Annotated in this window: 14 protein-coding genes and 1 pseudogene; 10 read left to right on the top strand and 5 right to left on the bottom strand. The window is 63.8% G+C overall.

All coding sequences use genetic code 11. From position 1 onward, the window contains the following. Positions 1–4: 4 nt before the first annotated feature. The 3 genes and pseudogenes from FJV43_RS00220 to FJV43_RS00210 all read right to left on the bottom strand — a co-directional run. Positions 5–1507, bottom strand: coding sequence for a sugar ABC transporter ATP-binding protein (locus FJV43_RS00220; protein ID WP_239623835.1), 1503 nt, complete (start codon positions 1505–1507; stop codon positions 5–7). Positions 1508–1528: 21 nt separating this feature from the next. Continuing rightward, positions 1529–2551 (bottom strand): sugar ABC transporter substrate-binding protein, encoded by a 1023-nt coding sequence (locus FJV43_RS00215; RefSeq protein WP_028177658.1) that lies wholly within the window; start codon positions 2549–2551, stop codon positions 1529–1531. A 95-nt stretch (positions 2552–2646) separates the two neighbouring features. Beyond that, positions 2647–2979, bottom strand: a pseudogene (locus FJV43_RS00210) (hypothetical protein); the annotation flags it as partial. Positions 2980–3528: 549 nt separating this feature from the next. Here FJV43_RS00210 and FJV43_RS00205 point away from each other — a divergent pair. The 8 genes from FJV43_RS00205 to FJV43_RS00170 all read left to right on the top strand — a co-directional run bounded on the left by FJV43_RS00205 (position 3529) and on the right by FJV43_RS00170 (position 12257). Beyond that, a complete protein-coding gene (locus FJV43_RS00205; RefSeq protein ID WP_239629792.1) occupies positions 3529–3906 on the top strand; it encodes a DUF2946 domain-containing protein in 378 nt (125 codons plus the stop codon). Between the two features lie 95 nt (positions 3907–4001). Further along, positions 4002–6401, top strand: a complete 2400-nt coding sequence (locus FJV43_RS00200) for a TonB-dependent receptor (RefSeq protein WP_239623834.1) — start codon at positions 4002–4004, stop codon at positions 6399–6401. Between the two features lie 26 nt (positions 6402–6427). Continuing rightward, the gene (locus tag FJV43_RS00195; protein ID WP_239623833.1) at positions 6428–7639 is read left to right on the top strand and encodes a sialidase family protein; all 1212 of its coding nucleotides are present in this window, start codon (positions 6428–6430) and stop codon (positions 7637–7639) included. Then, positions 7636–8133 carry a TlpA disulfide reductase family protein gene (locus FJV43_RS00190; RefSeq protein ID WP_239623832.1) on the top strand — a complete coding sequence of 166 codons (498 nt, stop codon included), beginning with the start codon at positions 7636–7638 and terminating at the stop codon, positions 8131–8133. The genes FJV43_RS00195 and FJV43_RS00190 overlap by 4 nt, the downstream gene beginning before the upstream one ends. A gap of 27 nt (positions 8134–8160) precedes the next feature. Beyond that, positions 8161–8697 carry a copper chaperone PCu(A)C gene (locus FJV43_RS00185; protein ID WP_239623831.1) on the top strand — a complete coding sequence of 179 codons (537 nt, stop codon included), beginning with the start codon at positions 8161–8163 and terminating at the stop codon, positions 8695–8697. Positions 8698–8854: 157 nt separating this feature from the next. After that, entirely contained in the window at positions 8855–10174 is a 1320-nt protein-coding gene (proS, locus tag FJV43_RS00180) for a proline--tRNA ligase (protein WP_194393724.1), read from the top strand. Between the two features lie 90 nt (positions 10175–10264). Continuing rightward, positions 10265–11545, top strand: a complete 1281-nt coding sequence (locus FJV43_RS00175; protein WP_239623830.1) for a lipoprotein-releasing ABC transporter permease subunit — start codon at positions 10265–10267, stop codon at positions 11543–11545. Between the two features lie 7 nt (positions 11546–11552). Beyond that, entirely contained in the window at positions 11553–12257 is a 705-nt protein-coding gene (locus tag FJV43_RS00170; protein WP_028177652.1) for an ABC transporter ATP-binding protein, read from the top strand. Between the two features lie 95 nt (positions 12258–12352). Here FJV43_RS00170 and FJV43_RS00165 read toward each other — a convergent pair whose 3' ends face one another. Then, on the bottom strand, positions 12353–13432 hold the full coding sequence (locus tag FJV43_RS00165; protein WP_239623829.1) for a zinc-binding alcohol dehydrogenase family protein: 1080 nt from the start codon (positions 13430–13432) through the stop codon (positions 12353–12355). A 108-nt stretch (positions 13433–13540) separates the two neighbouring features. Between FJV43_RS00165 and FJV43_RS00160 the strand changes: the two genes are divergently transcribed. Together FJV43_RS00160 and FJV43_RS00155 are read left to right on the top strand one after the other, a co-directional pair. Then, positions 13541–14314 (top strand): helix-turn-helix transcriptional regulator, encoded by a 774-nt coding sequence (locus tag FJV43_RS00160; protein ID WP_239623828.1) that lies wholly within the window; start codon positions 13541–13543, stop codon positions 14312–14314. A 265-nt stretch (positions 14315–14579) separates the two neighbouring features. Then, complete coding sequence (locus FJV43_RS00155) at positions 14580–17729, top strand: GAF domain-containing protein (protein WP_239623827.1); 3150 nt, start codon at positions 14580–14582, stop codon at positions 17727–17729. A gap of 152 nt (positions 17730–17881) precedes the next feature. On the opposite strand, the gene FJV43_RS00150 is transcribed toward FJV43_RS00155, so the two are convergent. Continuing rightward, entirely contained in the window at positions 17882–19288 is a 1407-nt protein-coding gene (locus FJV43_RS00150) for a PLP-dependent aminotransferase family protein (RefSeq protein WP_239629791.1), read from the bottom strand. Positions 19289–19328: the final 40 nt, after the last annotated feature.

Genomic DNA, 19328 nt, shown 5'->3' with positions numbered 1-19328 from the left:
TCCGTCACGCCGCTTCCAGCAGGCGGTCCTTGCTGACCGGCTCGTTCGTGAATTCCCGCACCACTGTGCCGCGCTTGAGCACGAGGATGCGATCGGCCAGCGACAGCACCGTTTCCGGCTCGGTCGACAGCACGATGATGGCGAGCCCCCTGGCGCGGAGGTCGCGGACGATGTTGATGACGTCGTTCTTGGCGCCGACATCCATGCCGCGGGTCGGCTCGCACAGCACCAAGAGCTTCGGTGGGTAGGTGAGCCATTTCGCCAGGGCGACCTTCTGCTGGTTGCCGCCCGAGAGCATGCCGAGATCGAGACCGACCACCGGTGGCCGGATCTGCAATTGCTCGACCTGGCGCTTGGCGATGTCGCGCTCCCGCGCCGGCTTGAGCAGCAGGGCCGCGATGCGATCGAGAATGCTGATCGAGATGTTCTTGTAGACCGGCTCCTGGTGAAACAGCATGTCGCGCCGGCTCTCCGGCACCAGCGCCACGCCGGCGCGCCGCGCCGCCGCCGTGCTGGCGAATTTTCTTTGCGTGCCCTCGACCGCCAGCGTGCCGCCGTCCGGTTTTAGCTTCCCGAACAGGATGCGCGACAGCTCCTGCTGGCCGCAGCCCATGAAGCCGTAGATGCCGAGCACCTCGCCGGCGCGCGCCTCGAACGAGACGTCCTGAAGGCTGCGGGACAGCGACAGCTGATCGGCCTTGAGAACGACCTTGCTGTCGCTCGGCTGCGGCAGCATCAGATCGTCGGTGTAGCTGTGCCCGAGCGCCTCGCCGCCGCGGCCGATCATGGCCTCGATCAGCGCGCCCTTGCTGGTCGCGGCGCTTGCCGTCTCTGCGACCTTCCGCCCGTTGCGGAACACGGTCACGGTGTCCGACACGCGCAAGATATCCTCGATGAAATGCGAGATGAAGACGATCGCAGTACCGCCCTCGCGCAGCCGCTTGAGCGTGGCGAACAGCCGCTCGACCTCGGGCGGGGAGAGCGCTGAGGTCGGCTCGTCCAGGATGACGATGCGCGCGCCGGAGAACAGCACGCGCGCGATCTCGATCAGCTGCTGCAGCCCGATCGGGAGATCGCCGAGCCGGCTCATCGGATCGACGTCGATGCCGAAGCGGGCGAGCTGCTCGCCCGCCTCCCGCGCCATCCGCCGCCATTGCACGAGGCCCAGCCGGTTGATCGGCTGGTTGCCAAGGAAGACGTTCTCCGCGACCGTCAGGTCGGGCGCAACACTGAGCTCCTGATGCACCATGGCGATGCCGGCGGCGTGCGCATCGCGGGCCGAGCGGAAATGCATCTCCTTCCCGTCGACCAGGAAGCGGCCGGAGAATTCGGTGTGCACGCCGGCGATGATCTTCATCAGCGTGCTTTTCCCGGCGCCGTTCTCGCCGACGAGACCATGGATCTCTCCGGGATAGAGCGCGAAGTCGACACCACGAAGAGCTTCGACCCCGCCGAAGCTCTTCGTGATGCCCTGCAGTTCCAGGATGGGCTGTTGTCCCTCAGGCATGAAAGTTCAGGTCTTGGAGGCTCAGATCAGGAAGTGATCCTGCATCCACTGCATGCCGGCGGCGTTGGCCTTGGTCACGACCGGGCCGTCGGTGACGACGTTCTTCGGGATTCCCTGTCCGCTCTTCTCGCCGCCGACCACGGCCGACACGCCTGCAATGATGGCGCCGCCATGGATGCGGCAGGAGGGATTGCGCACCGTGGCGAACATGCGGCCTTCGCTCACGGCCTGGATCGCCGGCGGCATGGCATCGACGCCGCCGATCAGGATGTTGGTGCGGCCCCGCGCCTTCATGATGTTGGCGGCGGCGAGCGCCATGTCGTCATTGTGGAAGAACGCCGCGTCGATCTGCGGGTATTTCGTCAGGTACGTTTCCCAGAGGCGGGCGGTCTTGGAGACGTCCCAGTCGGCCGGCTGGGTGTCGAGCACCTCAATGCCGGGGAATTGCTTGACCACCGAGTTGAAGCCCTTGGCCCGTCCTTGCGCGCCGGTATGCCCGAGCGCGCCCTGCGTCATGATGATCTTGCCCTTGCCGCCCATGGCGTTGCACAACGCCTGCGTCACCGAGGCGCCCATGAACTCGTTGTCGGGCGCGAGGAAGGAGTGCACGTTGATCTGATCGAGCGGCGCGATCAGCGTGTCCATGTCGATCACGGGCGTGCCGGCATCGATCATCTTCTGCACCGGCTGGGTGAGGGTGCCGATGCCGAAGGCCTGGATCGCGACGAAATCCCATTTCTGCGAGGCCATGTTGTCGATCGCCGCGCGTTGCTTCACGGCGTCGAGCTGGCCGTCGAACCAGGTGACTTCGACGTTGAACAGCTTGCCCCAGAATTCCGCGGCCTGCTTGCCTTGCGCGCACCACGTCGCCTGCAGGCCCGCATTGGAGAAGGCCGCCTTCAGCGGCTTCTCGCTGCGTCCGACCGCGGCTGCCAGTGCGGGGTTTATGCCCATGCTGCCAAGGATGGCAGTTGCGGCGCCGGCGGTCGCTGCCGCCTGGAGAAGATCGCGCCTCGTCGTCGAGAAATCTTTCGTCCCGGACATCGCTCGCTCCCATGTATTTTGTCGTCGGCGCGTCATTGCTTGCGCGACCGATGTCCGAAAGTCTCTCACAAGAGTTGTTGGCACTCAATCTGCAATCAACCGCGAGATCGCCGCAGCCAGTGTTGGTGCAGCGCAAAGCGTCGGGCCGCAGCGGCGGCGCATGCGTCGATATCCACGAGGCAATGTATCCCAGGCCTGCGCGATCTGCGGCGTCCATTCATCGTCAAGCAGATCGCGGGGCGTATCCCTGACGACGCGGCGTGCCGTACGCATCGCGCGAGGCGACCTCGCAGGCGATCAGCCGGAAATGCCCGCGGCGCTCACCGGCGAAGTCGAAAATCGCTTCGATCGTCAATGCGAGCGCCGATCCCTCGCCAACTCGCTGCCTTCGAGGGGAACATCGCCTGCGTTTCCAGATGGAGCTCGAACGACGTTGGTGAACGAGTGCGTTGTGATCGCCGCGCGTTGTCTAGGATTGGATGAGAGGCCACGTTCATCGGCAGTTCAGCCGCGCGGGTAAAAAAAGAGCGGGGCCCTGGCCCCGCTCGAAAATTGTGTCGACCCTATTATCCCCGATTCTAAGATTTGCTCTTGATTGACGGGGCGACGCTGCGTTTTGCGCGCCAGGGGCTCCTCCCGAGACTTGGACCACCAGACTTCGACCTCGCGGCCAGCCTGAGCAAGGGGGATGCTAGATCAACTTTTCTCACTTGTCATCATTTTCGGCAACGAATGTTCAAAATTCGAGCAGTTGACGAAACGATCGAGCTCAATGTCATCTAAATATATGACAAGTATAAGAAATTTGTGGACGGCTGGGATGGTTGCCCTGCCTTAAACGGCGGACGGGCGGCGGTGCTGGAGCGCGCGACCACAGTCTTCGAGAATTTTGCGCTGGGCCAAGAAGGCGGCGGAACTGACCTCGACTCGGCCCTGGCTGCAGTGTTTAGTTGGCTGACGAACGAATGGTTCGGCGGATGCGCGCACGGCTACAGAAGTTCCTACCCATTGTCCTGCTCGCCCTGGTGATGCAGGTGCTTGCGCCGATTGCCGCGTGCTTGGTGGCCGGCCAGGCTATGGCCGATCCGCTTTCCGCCGCCGTCATCTGCCACAGCGCGAGCGAGCAGGGCGGCGGACCGAATGATCCGACCGGATCGCCGACCGCGCATGCCGGCGCGTGCGCGCTTTGTTGCCTGGCCCAGGCCAACGCGACGCTCGATTCGCCGCCGCAGGTTGCGCTCGCCACTCCCTTGCGTCACGCCGAACGTGTCGTGTGGCTCGCGGCGGATGTGTCCGCCATCCCCGCTTACAAGGGCTCGAGCGCCCAGGCTCGCGCACCCCCTCGATTCTCCTGACGTAGCGACAAACCGAACCATTGGCGCGCGTCGTTGCCGTGCCGATGGCGTGTGCAATGGACCGGCCGACGTGCCGGATGTCAGGAATTCAAGAGATGTTACGCATTCGTGCGATCAGCCGCGCGAGCCTGCCCGTGCTTTGCGGGCTGGTGTCCTCGATCGGTTCGGACGCGCTCGCCCAAGGCGCCTCGGAATCGCTTCCCGCGGTGACGGTTGAGGCGCCGCAGCCTTCGCGTCCCAAACCAACCACCCGGCCATCGCGACTGCGCTCAGCTTCGGCGGGACGCGCAGCCAGACCCGTTGCGCAGAACGCGACCGCCAGCGCGCCGGCCCAAAACCTGGCCGGGTCTGCCGGCGCAGCGCGGGCTGGTCTCAATCAGTCGCCGGCCGGCCAGACCGCGACGACCATCGATCGCAGCCAGTTCGACAATCGCCCGGCGTTTTCGGTCAGCGACGTCTTGCGGGACAGTCCGGGCATTTCGATCAAGCAGGGCAATGGTCCCCGTGATTTCGGAATCTCGATTCGCGGATCCAACGCCCGCAACGGTTTCGCCATCCGCAATCTCGTGATCTTCGACGACGGCTTCCCGGTGACGCAGCCGGACGGCCTGTCGCGGAGCGACCTGATCGATCCGCACGCCTATGGCGCGATCGACGTGATCCGCGGCCCGTCGTCGGCGCTTTACGGCAACTACGCGACCGGCGGCGCGCTCAATTTCCGGACACGGCCCGGCGGCACGATCGACGGCGTCGAATATGGCGTGGACGGCGGCAGCTACGGCTATCTCAACAACTATATGGCGGCCGGCAAGAAGGTCGGCAATTTCGAGGGCTCGCTGTTCGCAAGCGACGTGCGGGGCGATGGTTATATCGGCAACAGCTGGTTCAATACGCAGACCGTCAACTTCCTCGGCACGCTCAAGGCAACGCCCGACGATCGTTTCACGGTCAAGATCATCAACAATGATCTCAGCACGCGATTGCCGATCCGGCAGTCGCTGAACCAGTATTACGTCAACCCGTTTCAGCAGGGATGTGCCACCGGTCCCACCGCCGCGCCGGGATGCGGGACGGTCAGGCTGTTCAACAACGGCTTCAACGCGACTGCCGGAACCGACACGGAAACGGCCCCGCAGGCCGGCCTCGGCCGCAACGACCGGCGGACCATCGTCGGCGGCCGGTGGGAGCACGATTTCGACAACACGATGACGTGGCGCAACCAGTTCGTGTTCGACGACAGGAACATCAGCCAGCCGACCGGACAGACCAGCTCGACTGGAGATTTTCCGTCGTACAACTACATGAGCGATCTCACCAAGCGCGGCGAGATCTTCGGGATGGAGTCGACCGCGTTCTTCGGCGCCTTCTACAACACTCTGACGGCGTCGAGCGACACGCGAAATGTGATGCCCGGGGGCAATGCCACGCTCGGCAGGCTCTCGAGCAATCTTTTCAGCGAAACGACCAATTATGGTGTGCGTGCCAGGGAAGAGCTCAGGCTGACGACCTCGCTGACGGCGGTCGCCGGCATTGGTTGGGAGACCACGCTACTGAAGGGGACAAACACCGCGTATGCGTACGCGGGTCCCACCGGCATCACCACGACAACCCTGACGACCGCGGACCGGCAGTTTCAAAATGCCGCGCCAGAGTTGGCGCTCCTCTACAATCTCAACAACGAATGGCTCTTCCGCGGACGAGTTGCCACGGGATACGGCACTCCGCAGGTTTCGAACCTCTTCGTCCTTCCGACGGGTTTGTCGGGCAACAATACCCAGCTCCAAACCCAGAAGAATCTGGGTTACGACCTCGGTTTCGATTGGACGCCGAACAACACGCTCAAGCTTAGCGCGACCGGCTTCTACGAGTTCTTCCGCAACGAGATCGTCAGTCAGGCGACTCCGATTGCCGGCATATCCTATTCGTTCAACGCGCCACGGTCGGAGCACCGCGGCATCGAGCTGGCCGCTGACTGGAAGTTCTATCCGGGCTGGCGGTTCACGGCGGCGTACACCTATCTCGACGAGGTCTACACCGAGTATGTCGAGAACATCACCAATGGGACGGTGTTCAGCTTCAACCGTGCAGGCAACAAGATTCCCGGCATCTCCCCCAACGAGCTGACGGCGCGAATTGGATATGACGAGTTCGCCGGGCCGCTTGCAGGTCTCGGAGGCTTTGTCGAACTGCAGTGGAAGGACTCCTTCTACATGGACAATGCGAATCTGCTGAAGGCACCCGGCTATGAGCTGGTCAATTTGAACGTTCACTACAAGACCGATCTGGTGTCGGACACCTTCAGATCGCTGAATCTGTTTCTCGAGGTCAGGAACGTATTCGACCGGACCTACATCGCTTCGGCAAACAACATCGCCAACACGGTGACGGCGGCTGGCCTTCAAAATCCTGCGAGTGTGCTCGCAAACACCACAGGATCGATCTATGCCGGCTCGCCCCGCACCTTCGTTGCGGGTATGAAGGTGGCGTTCAAATGATCCGAGCTATTGAAGGGAGTAGGGCATTGATCCGAACTGGCCTGCTCGGGATCGTCGCTTTCGCATTCCTGCAAGGTGCGGCGCTCGGACAGATGCGTGCTCCGCATGCGTCCGAAGCGGCGTGTGAGGAGCCGACGCTGCGCTGTGCGACCAAGGCGACGCCCGCCTTTGCTCCGGACGGAACGCTGTGGCTGGTCTGGATGGCGGGAGGGCAGGTCTCGGTCGCGAGCTCGCAGGATGCGGGCCGCAATTTCTCGGTCCCCGTCCGGGTCACGACGAAGCGGCTGAACCTCGATTGGGGACCGGATGCGCGGCCGAAGATCGTGGTCGATCGCAAGGGCGGCATTGCCGTCGCGTTCTCGATCTTCAGGGACGAAGCCTTCAACGGCCAGGTGCTTTACACGCGTTCGGCCGATGGTGGAAAGAGCTTCGCGGAGCTGAAGCCCATCACCGCAAGCAATGAGAGCCAGCGCTTCGAAGCGCTGGCGCTCGATCAGGACGGAACGGTCTTTGCGGCCTGGCTCGACAAGCGCAATCGCGTCCCTGCAAGGGAGGCGGGACGGAAGTACGAGGGAGCAGCGCTGTTCTTTGCCTCGTCCGCCGATGGCGGCGCCACCTACACCGAGGCCCGTCTCGCGCGGGAAGGCACTTGCGAGTGCTGCCGGTTGGGGCTGACGTTCGCGGCACCCGGCCGGCCGGCCGTGATCTTCAGAAACATCTTCGAGGGGGGCGTGCGCGATCACGCGATCATGACATTCACCGACGTCTCGACGCCCGGGGAAATCCATCGGGTCAGCAACGACGACTGGCAGATCAATGCCTGCCCGCACCACGGCCCCAGCCTCACCATCGGGCCGAACGGAACCTATCACGTCGCCTGGTACACGAACGGGAAGGCTCGTAAAGGATTGTTCTACGCCTACTCGCGCGACGAGGGCCGCACGTTCTCTGCGCCGATGGCGTTGGGGCGGCCGGATCGCAATCCGACGCGCCCCTTCGTGCTCGCGGGCCCGGCAGGGACGGTGATGGTGTGGAAGGAGTTCGATGGCGAGAAGACCGCGGTCCAGATGACGATCTCTCATGACGATGGCGAAACCTGGTCGCCACCGAAGGCGATCTCGAGCACGACCGACACATCCGATCATCCCTTGCTCGTCGCCAATGCCGGACAGGTCTACCTGTCATGGATGACGAAAGCAGATGGCTATCGCCTCACAGCGATCGAGGACCAACGATGAGACGTCGATTTGCAACCATTCTGGGTCTGGGTATCCTTCTCGCATCGGCGTCTGCCCTCGGATCGCCTCCGGGCCTCAAACCGTTCGAACGCGGCACCTGGCAAGGCGTGCTGACCGGGCATGCAGGTCGTCCGACCCTCGTGCATTTCTGGGGCGTGACCTGCGGGCCCTGCAAGGTCGAGCTGCCGTTGCTCGGGAAGTTTGCGAAGGACCATCCCGGAATCGATGTCGTCACGGTCAGTGCGGACCTCGTGCCGAACCTGCCGGCCGCGACGCAATCGATGCTCGACAAGGCGGGGCTGTCGTCGACCGAGAACTTCATCTTCAACGACGGCTTTGTCGAGCGCTTGCGGTTCGAGATCGATCCTGCCTGGCAGGGCGACATCCCCAGGACGATGCTCATCTCTCGGGACGGGAGCATCACGACGATCGAAGGCTCTGCCGAAATGTCCGACCTGGAGAAATGGTCGGCGCAGCAGCTCTCCAAACACTGAAATTCAATCTGCAAAGGAAATACCGATATGAAGACAAGGCTGAAAGATGTGCTGCTCGCTACGTTCGCTCTTGCACTCTGTGCAGCACCGGCGGTCGCCGACGATGTCAAGGCCGGCGATCTCGTCATTTCACAGGCGTGGAGCCGTGCGACGCCGGGCGGTGCCAAGGTCGCCGGCGGCTATCTGATCATCGAGAACAAGGGCACGGCGGCCGACAGGCTGGTCGGCGTGTCCGCCGATATCGCCGGCAAGGCCGAGATCCACGAGATGGCCATGGACAACGGCGTGATGAAGATGCGCCCGCTCGACAAGGGGCTCGCGATCGATCCCGGCAAAAAGGTGAAGCTCGCGCCCGGCGGCTATCACCTGATGCTCCAGGAGCTGAAGGGCCCGTTCAAGCAGGGCGACAAGGTGCCCGTGACGCTGCAATTCGAGAAGGCCGGCAAGGTCGCCGTCTCTCTCGACGTCCAGGGCGTCGGCGCGCAGGCGCCGGGCGATGCGGGGCACTCGGGTCACATGGACATGAAGAAAATGCCGGATCATTCGGGAATGAAAATGAAGTGAGACGGATCCTCACATCACACAGCGGGCCGAACGTTGGGCCGACGGAAAAATGATGAGGAATTTCGCCGCGTTAGCGGCTTTTCCTCATTCTCGGCCTTGTATTTTCGCTCTCAATCCGGTTTCACTGCGGACGATCACTGATTCCCAGAGTATTACCATGCGGTTGTCGCGGTTCTTTCTGCCCATCCTGAAGGAAAATCCGAAAGAGGCGGAGATCGTCTCGCATCGGCTGATGCTGCGCGCGGGCATGATCCGGCAGGAGGCGGCCGGCATCTATGCCTGGCTGCCGCTCGGCTTCCGTGTGCTGAAGAAGATCGAACAGATCGTGCGTGAGGAGCAGGACCGCTCCGGCGCGATCGAGGTCTTGATGCCGACCTTGCAGCTCGCCGATCTCTGGCGCGAGAGCGGCCGCTACGATGCCTATGGCCCGGAGATGCTGCGCATCGCCGACCGCCACAAGCGCGAGCTGTTGTACGGGCCGACCAACGAGGAAATGATCACCGAGATCTTCCGCGCCTACGTCAAGTCCTACAAGAACCTGCCGCTCAATCTCTATCACATCCAATGGAAATTCCGCGACGAGCAGCGTCCGCGCTTCGGCGTGATGCGCGGCCGCGAGTTCCTGATGAAGGACGCCTATTCGTTCGACCTCAACGAGGCCGCGGCGCGCGTCGCCTACAACAAGATGTTCGTGGCCTATTTGCGCACCTTCGCGCGGATGGGGCTGAAGGCGATCCCGATGCGCGCCGAGACCGGCCCGATCGGCGGCGACCTCAGCCACGAGTTCATCGTGCTCGCCGAAACCGGCGAATCCGGCGTCTTCATCAATCGCGACGTGCTGGACCTGCCGGTGCCGGGCGAGGATGTCGATTATGACGGCGACCTGACGCCGATCATCAAGCAATGGACCTCGGTCTATGCGGCGACGGAGGACGTTCACGACGCCGCGCGCTTCGAACGGGAGGTGCCCGCGGACAAGCGGGTCAACACCCGTGGCATCGAGGTCGGGCAGATCTTTTATTTCGGCACCAAATATTCCGAGCCGATGAAGGCGCTGGTGGCGGGCCCCGACGGCGTCGACGTGCCGATCCATGGCGGTTCCTACGGCGTCGGCGTCTCGCGCCTGTTAGGTGCCATCATCGAGGCCTGCCATGACGATGCCGGGATCAAATGGCCGGAGGCCGTCGCGCCGTTCCGCGTGTCGATTCTCAACCTCAAGCAGGGCGATGCGGCCGTCGATGCGGCCTGCGAGAAGCTTTATGCGGAGCTCACGGCCAAGGGCGTCGACGTGCTCTACGACGACACCGATCAGCGCGCCGGCGCCAAGTTCGCCGCCGCCGACCTGATCGGCATCCCCTGGCAGATCATGATCGGACCGAAGGGGCTCGCCGACGGCAAGGTCGAGATCAAACGACGCAGCGACGGCGCTCGCGAGACGATGTCGCCTGCCGACGCGGTCGCAAGACTTGTGGGCTGATAAGGCTGGTCGGCTGAATATTGTTCATCGCCCGAGATCGCGGCCGCCAATCCGGCCACAATTGACCCCGAATCATGGGATTATCGAGCGATGGATGAGACCATGACCGAAACCGTGCAAACTGCGCCTTTTGCGCCATTCGAGTGGATGCTGTCGGCGCGCTATCTGCGTGCGCGGCGGAAGGAGGGATTCATCTCGGTCATCGCCGGGTTCTCCTTTCTCGGCATCATGCTGGGCGTCGCGACGCTGATCATCGTGATGGCCGTGATGAACGGCTTCCGCAAAGAGCTGCTCGACAAGATCCTCGGCCTCAACGGCCATATCCTGGTCCAACCGCTGGAATCGCCGCTGACCGACTGGAAGGACGTCGCCGAGCGCATCAGCCAGGTCGATGGCATTCGCCTCGCGGCGCCCGTCGTGGACGGTCAGGCGCTCGCGTCATCGCCATGGAACGCCTCGGGCGTCCTGGTGCGGGGCATCCGTTCCGACGATCTCAACAACCTCACCTCGATCGCTAAGAACATCAAGCAGGGCTCGCTCGAAGGCTTCGACGACGGGCAGGGCGTCGCGATCGGCCGGCGCCTGGCCGACCAGCTGTCGCTGCATGCCGGCGACAGCGTGACGCTGGTGGCGCCGAAGGGCGCGGTGACACCGATGGGCACGACGCCGCGGATCAAGCCATACAAGATCGTTGCGGTGTTCGAGATCGGCATGTCCGAATACGATCTCGGTTTCGTGTTCATGCCGCTGGCCGAGGCGCAGGCCTATTTCAACCGCAGCAACGACGTGACCTCGATCGAGGTGTTCACCACCAACCCCGACAGGATCGACGCCTTTCGCAAGGCGGTGACGGAGGCGGCGGGTCGGCCGGTGTTCCTGGTCGACTGGCGGCAGCGCAACTCGACCTTCTTCAATGCGCTCCAGGTCGAGCGCAACGTGATGTTCCTGATCCTGACGATGATCGTGCTTGTCGCCGCGCTCAACATCGTCTCCGGCCTGATCATGCTGGTGAAGGACAAGGGCAGCGACATCGCGATCCTGCGCACGATGGGCGCCTCGCAGGGCTCGATCATGCGCATCTTCCTGATCACGGGCGCCTCGATCGGCGTGGTCGGCACGCTGGTCGGCTTCTGCGTTGGCCTCGTGATCTGTCTCAACATCGAATCGATCCGGCAATTCCTGTCCTGGCTGACCAGCACCGAGTTGTTCTCGCCGGAACTCTACTTCCTGTCGAAGCTGCCCGCTGAAATCGACGTCGGCGAGACCACGGCGGTGGTCGTCATGGCGCTGACGCTGTCGTTCCTGGCGACGCTCTATCCGTCGTGGCGCGCCGCGCGCCTCGATCCCGTCGAAGCGCTGCGGTACGAGTGAGGGGCTGATGGAGCAGCAGCAGGGGGCGGAAGATGTACCGGTCATTTATCTCCACGAGATAAAGCGGCAGTACCTGCAGGGCGAGGTGCCGCTGACGATCCTCGACGGTGCCAATCTGGCGCTGTGGGCAGGCCAGTCGGTCGCGCTGGTGGCGCCGTCGGGCTCGGGCAAGTCGACGCTGCTGCATATCGCAGGACTGCTCGAAGCGCCCGATTCCGGCGAGGTCTATGTCTCGGGCGCGCCGACCTCGCAGCTGCCCGACATCGAGCGCACGCAGCTTCGCCGCACCGACATCGGCTTCGTCTACCAGTCGCACCGGTTGCTGCCGGAGTTCTCGGCGCTCGAGAACGTCATGCTGCCGCAGATGATCCGCGGCCTGAAGAAGTCCGAGAGCGTCAAGCGCGCCAAGGAGATCCTGGGCTATCTCGGCCTCGGCGACCGCATCACCCACCGCCCGGCCGAGCTGTCCGGCGGCGAGCAGCAGCGTGTTGCGATCGCACGTGCGGTCGCCAACGCGCCGCGCGTGCTCTTTGCGGACGAGCCGACCGGCAATCTCGACCCGCACACGGCGGATCACGTGTTTCAGGCGCTGATGCAGCTGGTCAAGGCGACGCGGGTGTCGATGCTGATCGCGACCCACAACATGGAGCTCGCCGGCCGCATGGACCGGCGCGTCTCGCTCTCGAACGGCCAGGTGGTCGAGCTCGAATAGCCAATCTTGCGAAAACAACCCCATGCACAGTAGCCAAGTGCTTGGCGGGATTGGCGAAAAAAATCGGCGACCACGCTCGGCCGCGCCCCTAGGGCTCAAGGTCTGATCACCGTCAATTTGAACGGCCCGCCATTGGCTGCGGCGTGCTCGACCGCCTCGTTGGCATGGTCGAGGTCGAAGGCCGTCGCCTTGTACTCGTCCAGCCTGAGCAGCCCCGCGCGCACCAGCGCGATCAGGCGGCTCGCCGCATCCGGAGGGTACATCCAGACACCGTGGATGCTGATGCAGTTGCGCATGATCCAGGGGTAGGGCAGCTCGAGGCCCGCGCCGCCCGCCATGCCGACGCCGCCCATCAGCACGATGCGGCCGTAAGCGCGCACCGTCATGACCGCCGCCCGCACGACGGTCGGGCTCACCGAAGGCGGCATGATGTCGAACACGCAGTCGATCGGCCCCGGCGCGGCGCGCCTCATGCTCTCGCGGTCGTCGTCCTCGTTACCGGTGAGCCTGACCGGCTTCACGCGGTCGTCGAAGCGGCGGACGAGATCGTCGAGGATCTTTTCGTTGCGGCCCGGCGCCACCACGCAGGCCGCGCCCATTGCCAGCGCAACGGATACCGCAGCGCTGCCGAAATTGCCGGTGGCGCCGCTCACCAGCACGGTCTCGCCAGGCCGAAGATCTGCGGCGAGGAAGCCGCCATAGGGCACCAGCAGCGTGCCCAGCGCGCACCAGCGCGTCGCTTCCTCCGACGTGATCGCGCCGAGGCGTTTGACGTTCTCGGTCGGCAGGCGCATCTGCTGGGCGAAGGAGCCATGGCGAAAGTGCTTTTGCAGAAGTATTCCGCCGGGCCCGGCGGCGGTGAGGCCTTGCAGCGCGATATCGGGCGCAACGGAGTCATCGCGCGAGCGTACCGTCGGATCGCAGAACACCCAGTCGCCGACGGCAAGCCTGGTCGCGTCCGGACCGATCGCGCGGACCCGGCCGATGCCGCCGGGGCCCGGGACGATCGGCAGGTCGAGCGCATAATTGCGCGTCCCGTCGAGGACCTCGTTCATGTAGGACAGCACGCGCGTGGCGACGACGTCGACGATCACCTCGCCGGTGCCGATGGCTGGGTCCGGAACGTCCTCGATCACGAGCGGCGATCCAAAGGATTTGAGCACGGCAGCTTTCATGATGTTCACCTCAAGGTCGGGTGAAGCCCTATGCGCTGTCTTGGAGAGCGCAGGAAGGCCTGGTATTATCCTAGTATTCGTTGGGCCCTCCATCGCAGGACACGCGTCATGGCCGATCCACGCCGGGTTGAATTCGGCGACTTCCTGAGATCCCGCCGCGAAAAGCTGTCGCCGAAGACCGTCGGGCTTCCGATGGGCCGGCGCCGACGCACCGCGGGGCTGCGCCGCGAGGAGGTCGCGCAGCTCGCCGGCATCGGCGTCGACTGGTACATCCGCCTCGAGCAGGGCCGCACGGTCAGCCCGTCCGTTACCACGATCGACGCACTGGCCCGCGCGCTGCGCCTCAGCAAGACCGAGCACGCGCACCTGAGGGCGCTGGCGCGCGACGGCGACAAGCGCCCGTTCACGCGCGAAATCGTGCCGCCGCCGATCCGGCGGATGATCGAGAGCCTGCACCAGCCGGCCTACATCACCGGGCGCCGCTGGGACGTGCTGGCCTGGAACGAGGCTGCCGAGGACGTCTTCGCCTTCGGGCGATTGCCGGAGCAGGATCGCAACACGCTGCTCCTCATGATGACCAACAAGCAGACGCGAAAATCCTACGGCGCCGGCTGGGCGGATGTCGCCAAGGCCATGGTGGCGATGTTTCGCGCGACCCACGACGTCTGGGCCGGCGATCCCGCCTTCACGGAGTTGCTCACGCGACTGCGCCAGGGCAGTCCGGAATTCGTCAAATGGTGGGAGGCACACGATATCCGCAGCACCATCTCGGGGCGCAAGACCATGAACCATCCGACCAAAGGTGTGCTGCACTTCGAGCACACCAGCTTCCAGGCCAACGACGATCCCGCGCTGAAGCTCGTGATCTATACGCCGGTGTAGGACGGACACCGATTCAATAAAGCTTCTCTCTTCGAAGCCATTCAGGCTTTCGAATACGACCGCTGCAGATCTCTTTCCGAGCGCAATGAAGCGCCGTCAGCCCGATCCAAAGGGCCCGGGGAACCCAAGTGTCACCCGGAGGTTAATTGGTCGGTCAGTCGACATACGTCAGGTCGGGCTGCCCCGATCGAATTGAACTGCGCAACGCGGAATACCGTTTCATCAGCCTATCGAGTGGAGGCAGGGAAGTGTCCGGGGAAGACCGATGACGACAGCGACCGGGCTGCTCTCGGCCGACCGAAATGCCGTCTTAGCCACCCTCGGCGACTACATTCGAGAAATCGGCAACCCCGACGATCTCGCCTATGCCGCGGCTGAACTGCTTGGCCGCAGCCTCAATGTCAGCCGGGCAGGTTACGGCACCGTCGATACCTCCGCCGAAACCATCACGATCGCTCGCGACTGGAACGCTCCCGGGATCTCGAGCCTGGCCGGCGTGCTGCGCTTTCGCGACTATGGCAGCTATATCGAAGACCTGAAGCGGGGCGAAACGGTCGTCTGCGCCGATGCCGAAAAAGACCCTCGCGTCGGCGACCGCGCCCGTGCTCTCGAGGCGATCTCGGCACGCGCACTCGTCAACATGCCGATCTCCGAGCCCGACGGGGTTGTGGCGCTGTTGTACCTCAACAATGCCGCGCCGCGCGAATGGAGCCCTGCAGAGCTGGACCTCATCCGCGATGTTGCCGAGCGCACGCGCACCGCGGTCGAACGCCGCCGTGCGGAAACGGCCGTGCGCGAGAACGAAGCCCGGCTGCTCTTCCTGGACGCCCTCAACAAGGAGACGGCCAAGGTCCGCGATGCCGATGGCGTGATGGCGGTGACGACGAGGATGGTCGGTGAGCATCTCCGCGTCTCGAACTGCGCCTATGCCGACATGGATCCTGATCAGGACGGCTTCACCATACGCGGGGACTGGGCAGCGCCCGGTGCGATGCACATCCTGGGGCACTATAGCCTTGCCGACTTCGGTGAGAAGGCGGTGCGAGAGCTGAGCGCCGGCAGGCCCCTTGTCATCAACGACAATCGGGAGGAGATCGCGCCGGAGGAAGCCGCCGCTTTCCAGCGCATCGGCATAGGTTCGACCATTTGCATGCCCTTGGTGAAGGAAGGGCGGCTGACGGCCTTGATGGCGATACATCACCGGGGCCCGCATCTCTGGACGGCGCGAGAGCTTGCCTTGCTCACCGAGGTGACGGAGCGATCATGGGCGCACATCGAGCGCGTCCGATCGGAGCAGGCAGCCCGGGAATCTGCCGAACGGCTGGTCCTCGCCAACAAGGCGGCCGGCATCGGCACCTGGGACTACGATCCGCTCAACGACATTCTCCGATGGGACAGCCGCTGCAAGGAGGTGTTCGGCCTCCCACCTGACGCCGATGTCAGCTATGAAGGATCATTCCTGAGGGGCATTCATCCTGAGGACCGGCAGCGCGCCCATGAGGCTGTATCGGCCGCCCTGAAGCCTCATTCTCCGCCAAGCTACAACATCGAATACCGGACCGTCGGTATCGAGGACGGCGTCGAGCGCTGGATCGCCGCAACTGGTCGCGCGATTTTTTCCAACGGCCAGGCTACCCGCTTCATTGGGACCGTGCTGGATATCTCCGCGCAGAAGAAAACGGAACGTCATCTCAGGATACTCAACGATACAGGGGCATCGGTTGCCCGCGAACGCGATCTCGAGAAGATCGTTCAGATCGTGACGGATGCCGGCGTCGAGCTGACGGGCGCCCAATTCGGAGCCTTCTTCTACAACGTCCTGGCAGCGGGCGGCGACAGCTACATGCTGTATTCGCTATCCGGCGTGCCTCGGTCGGCTTTCGAAAACTTCCCAATGCCGCGCAACACCGCCATGTTCGAGCCGACGTTCAGGGGCACGGGCGTGGTGAGGTCGGACGACGTTCTGCAGGACCCGCGCTATGGCAGGAATGAGCCGCGGAAAGGCATGCCCGAGGGCCATCTTCCGGTCCGCTCCTACCTGGCGGTCCCCGTGATCTCGCGAAGCGGCGAAGTGCTCGGCGGGCTCTTCCTGGGTCATGCGGAGGTGGGCAAATTCCACGAAGAGCATGAGGCCGCATTGCTCGGCATTGCCGGTCATGCCGCCACGGCCATCGACAACGCCCGGCTCTTGACCAAGCTCGAGGCGCTCAATGCCGAGCTGGAGCAACGTGTCGCCGATGAGATCGGCGAGCGCATGAAGGCCGAGGAGCAATTGCGGCAATCGCAGAAGATGGAAGCCGTCGGGCAATTGACAGGAGGCATCGCCCACGACTTCAACAATATGCTGGCCGTGATACTGGGCAGCCTGAATCTTGCAAAGCGGCGGCTCAGCAAGGGCGAGGTCAACGTTGACCGATTCCTCGAAGGTGCCATCGACGGCGCAAACCGTGCGGCCACCTTGACGCAAAGGCTGCTCGCGTTCTCGCGTCAGCAGCCTCTTGCGCCGGAGGTCCTGGACATCAACAGGATGGTCGGCGAGATGAGCGAGTTGCTCGAGCGATCGCTTGGCGAGCTGGTCCACCTCGAAACGGTCCTCGCTGCTGGTCTCTGGCGCGTCAAAGCCGACCCCGCCCAGCTGGAAAGCGCGGTCATCAATCTCGCGGTGAATGCGCGCGACGCGATGCCGAAGGGCGGCAGGCTGACGATCGAAACCAGCAACGCGTCGATAGATCGAAAATATGCCCGCGAATACGCCCTGGCGCCCGGGCAGTATGTTCTCATTGCCGTCACGGACAACGGCACGGGAATTCCGGCGGACATGCTGGGAAAGGTCTTCGATCCGTTTTTCACGACCAAGGTCGTGGGCAAGGGCACCGGCCTTGGACTTAGTCAGGTCTACGGCTTCGTGCGGCAATCGGGCGGCCATGTCAAAATCTACTCGGAAGTCGACGTTGGCACGACCGTGAAGATCTACCTTCCACGGTTCATCGGCGAGGAGGCAATCCCGGACTCGTCGCGCGGGATCATCCATCCCGGCGCAAGCCATCAGAACGAGACGATTCTCGTCGTGGAAGACGACGAGCGTGTCCGCAGCATCTCATCCGAAAGCCTGCGCGAGCTCGGCTATACCGTCATCGAAGCTGCGAGCGCCATGGAGGCGATCAGGACGATCGAAAACGGCAGCGTTCCGGATCTGCTGTTTACGGATGTCGTCATGCCCGAGATGACCGGCGCTGAACTCGCGGCACAATTGTCGAAGCGACATCCCGGCCTGAAGGTGTTGTTTACCACCGGCTACACGCGCAATGCGATCGTTCACAACGGCATGCTCGACGCCGGCAAGCATCTGTTGTCGAAGCCCTTTGCGATCGAAGACCTCGCTGCCAAAATTCGCAGTCTGCTCGACGAGTGTTGAGCACATCGTGTCATGCGCCTTTCGATTCGAAGCACGCCGGCTTCCAGGTAGCAATCAAGCTTCAGTCCATCACGCTTGCATGTCGTTTTCACAGACGGGCTTGTCCCGGCTCTCGCAAGAGGACCTTTGAGGGGTATACCGACGCGTGTTGATCACGTCAGTCGATCGATGATCTGAAGGAGCCGATCGCAGGACGCCTCGATCTTCTTAGGAGGAGACATTGCGACACCGAGCAACAGTCCTGGGCGCGCTGTGTCCTTCGACGCAAACCAGAGCGATAGCGGCGTAGGCGCGAGGCCAAGCGGTGCCGCTTCCCTGGCGATGGCCAGATCGGGTGCTCCCTCCGGCAACCGCAGGACCGCCGCCAATCCGGCAATCGTAACGTTGGCAGTGCGCGGGCGCAGGTATTTCAGCAAGCCATCGGCTTGTGCTGCGTAGACCCGTTTCGTGCGCCGAAGATGCCGCAGATAATGGCCGTCGCTGATGAAATCGGCCAGCGCGAGCTGCACCGCAGGTCCAGGCGCAGGTGCGAGGCACGCCGCAACTTCGGCAAATCGCGCCGCCAGAGCGGCGGGTGCAACCACAAAGCCCAGTCGCAGCGCAGGAGTCACGGTCTTGCTGAAAGAGCCGATGTAGATGACGCGGCCGGCGCGGTCGAGCGAGGCGAGCGCCGGTGTCGCCCGGCCCTTGAGCTGAAGCTCGCTCAGATAGTCATCCTCGATCACCCACGCCTTGCTTTGCGTGGCCCAGTCGAGCAGGCGTGAGCGTCTCGCCAGCGACAATGTCGCTCCGAGCGGCGCCTGCTGCCCTGGCGTCACGACCACCAGTGCCGCATCAGGAGCATGCTTCAGGCCGAGATCGACATCGATGCCGTCGGCGTCAACGGGGATCGGCACGATCGATGTTCGCGCGAGCTTGAGGCCGTGCTGCGTGAAGGGAAAGCCCGGATCCTCCATCCAGGCCTTCTTCTGCTCGAGGCCGAGGACGCGGAGCGTCAGGCCGAGGCCGCCGCTGAAACCGCCGGTGATGATGATCTGGGAGGGCGCGCATTCGATCCCGCGCGCCAGCGCAAGGTAGGCCGCGATTTCGCGCCGCAACGCCGGCTCACCGCGTGGATCAGGATAGATCGCCGGTGCGCTCATCTCGATGCGGACCGCCTGCGCGCGTATCCGCGCCAGCAACGTCGCAGGAAGGGTCTCCTGCGCAGGAACGCCCATCTGGAAGATCGCCGGCCCGGCCGTGAGCTCCTGGTACATCTCCATGAACGAGCCTGGGGCCGGGGCCTTGTCCCGCCGCACCGGAAAGCGTGGCCGGTCCGCGACATGTGTTCCAGTCGCGCGCCTTGCGACGATCAGTTGGGCGGATGAGAGCTTTTCGTATGCGACCCGCACGGTGCCGCGCGCGACGCCGAGCTGGGCGGCCAGATCCTGCCAGGAGGGCAGGCGCGCGCCCGGGGCGAGCACGCCGCTCTCGATGGCGGCCCTGATTCCCCTGTGGATCTGCTCGGCCAACGGCGTCTTCGCAGATCGATCCAGCTCTAGGCGCAGCGGCTTGGTCATGCCTGCTTGGTACATGATTTTTGCGCGTTCTTGGTACTTT

Origin of the sequence: Bradyrhizobium sp. I71 (assembly GCF_022354745.1) — a bacterium.
GTDB classification, from domain to species: Bacteria; Pseudomonadota; Alphaproteobacteria; order Rhizobiales; family Xanthobacteraceae; genus Bradyrhizobium; species Bradyrhizobium liaoningense.
Note: the sequence above shows the minus strand (reverse complement) of the source record. Positions and strands in the feature narration are given on the sequence as shown.

What these genes read in the sequence shown, in the direction of transcription:
- FJV43_RS00170 (WP_028177652.1), top strand. Translation starts at nt 11,553, where the DNA reads ATGGAGCAGCAGCAGGGGGCGGAAGATGTACCGGTCATTTATCTCCAC.
- FJV43_RS00155 (WP_239623827.1), top strand. Translation starts at nt 14,580, where the DNA reads ATGACGACAGCGACCGGGCTGCTCTCGGCCGACCGAAATGCCGTCTTA.
- FJV43_RS00205 (WP_239629792.1), top strand. Translation starts at nt 3,529, where the DNA reads ATGCGCGCACGGCTACAGAAGTTCCTACCCATTGTCCTGCTCGCCCTG.
- FJV43_RS00150 (WP_239629791.1), bottom strand. Translation starts at nt 19,288, where the DNA reads ATGACCAAGCCGCTGCGCCTAGAGCTGGATCGATCTGCGAAGACGCCG.
- FJV43_RS00175 (WP_239623830.1), top strand. Translation starts at nt 10,265, where the DNA reads ATGGATGAGACCATGACCGAAACCGTGCAAACTGCGCCTTTTGCGCCA.
- FJV43_RS00185 (WP_239623831.1), top strand. Translation starts at nt 8,161, where the DNA reads ATGAAGACAAGGCTGAAAGATGTGCTGCTCGCTACGTTCGCTCTTGCA.
- FJV43_RS00190 (WP_239623832.1), top strand. Translation starts at nt 7,636, where the DNA reads ATGAGACGTCGATTTGCAACCATTCTGGGTCTGGGTATCCTTCTCGCA.
- proS (WP_194393724.1), top strand. Translation starts at nt 8,855, where the DNA reads ATGCGGTTGTCGCGGTTCTTTCTGCCCATCCTGAAGGAAAATCCGAAA.
- FJV43_RS00215 (WP_028177658.1), bottom strand. Translation starts at nt 2,551, where the DNA reads ATGTCCGGGACGAAAGATTTCTCGACGACGAGGCGCGATCTTCTCCAG.
- FJV43_RS00200 (WP_239623834.1), top strand. Translation starts at nt 4,002, where the DNA reads ATGTTACGCATTCGTGCGATCAGCCGCGCGAGCCTGCCCGTGCTTTGC.
- FJV43_RS00165 (WP_239623829.1), bottom strand. Translation starts at nt 13,432, where the DNA reads ATGAAAGCTGCCGTGCTCAAATCCTTTGGATCGCCGCTCGTGATCGAG.
- FJV43_RS00220 (WP_239623835.1), bottom strand. Translation starts at nt 1,507, where the DNA reads ATGCCTGAGGGACAACAGCCCATCCTGGAACTGCAGGGCATCACGAAG.
- FJV43_RS00160 (WP_239623828.1), top strand. Translation starts at nt 13,541, where the DNA reads ATGGCCGATCCACGCCGGGTTGAATTCGGCGACTTCCTGAGATCCCGC.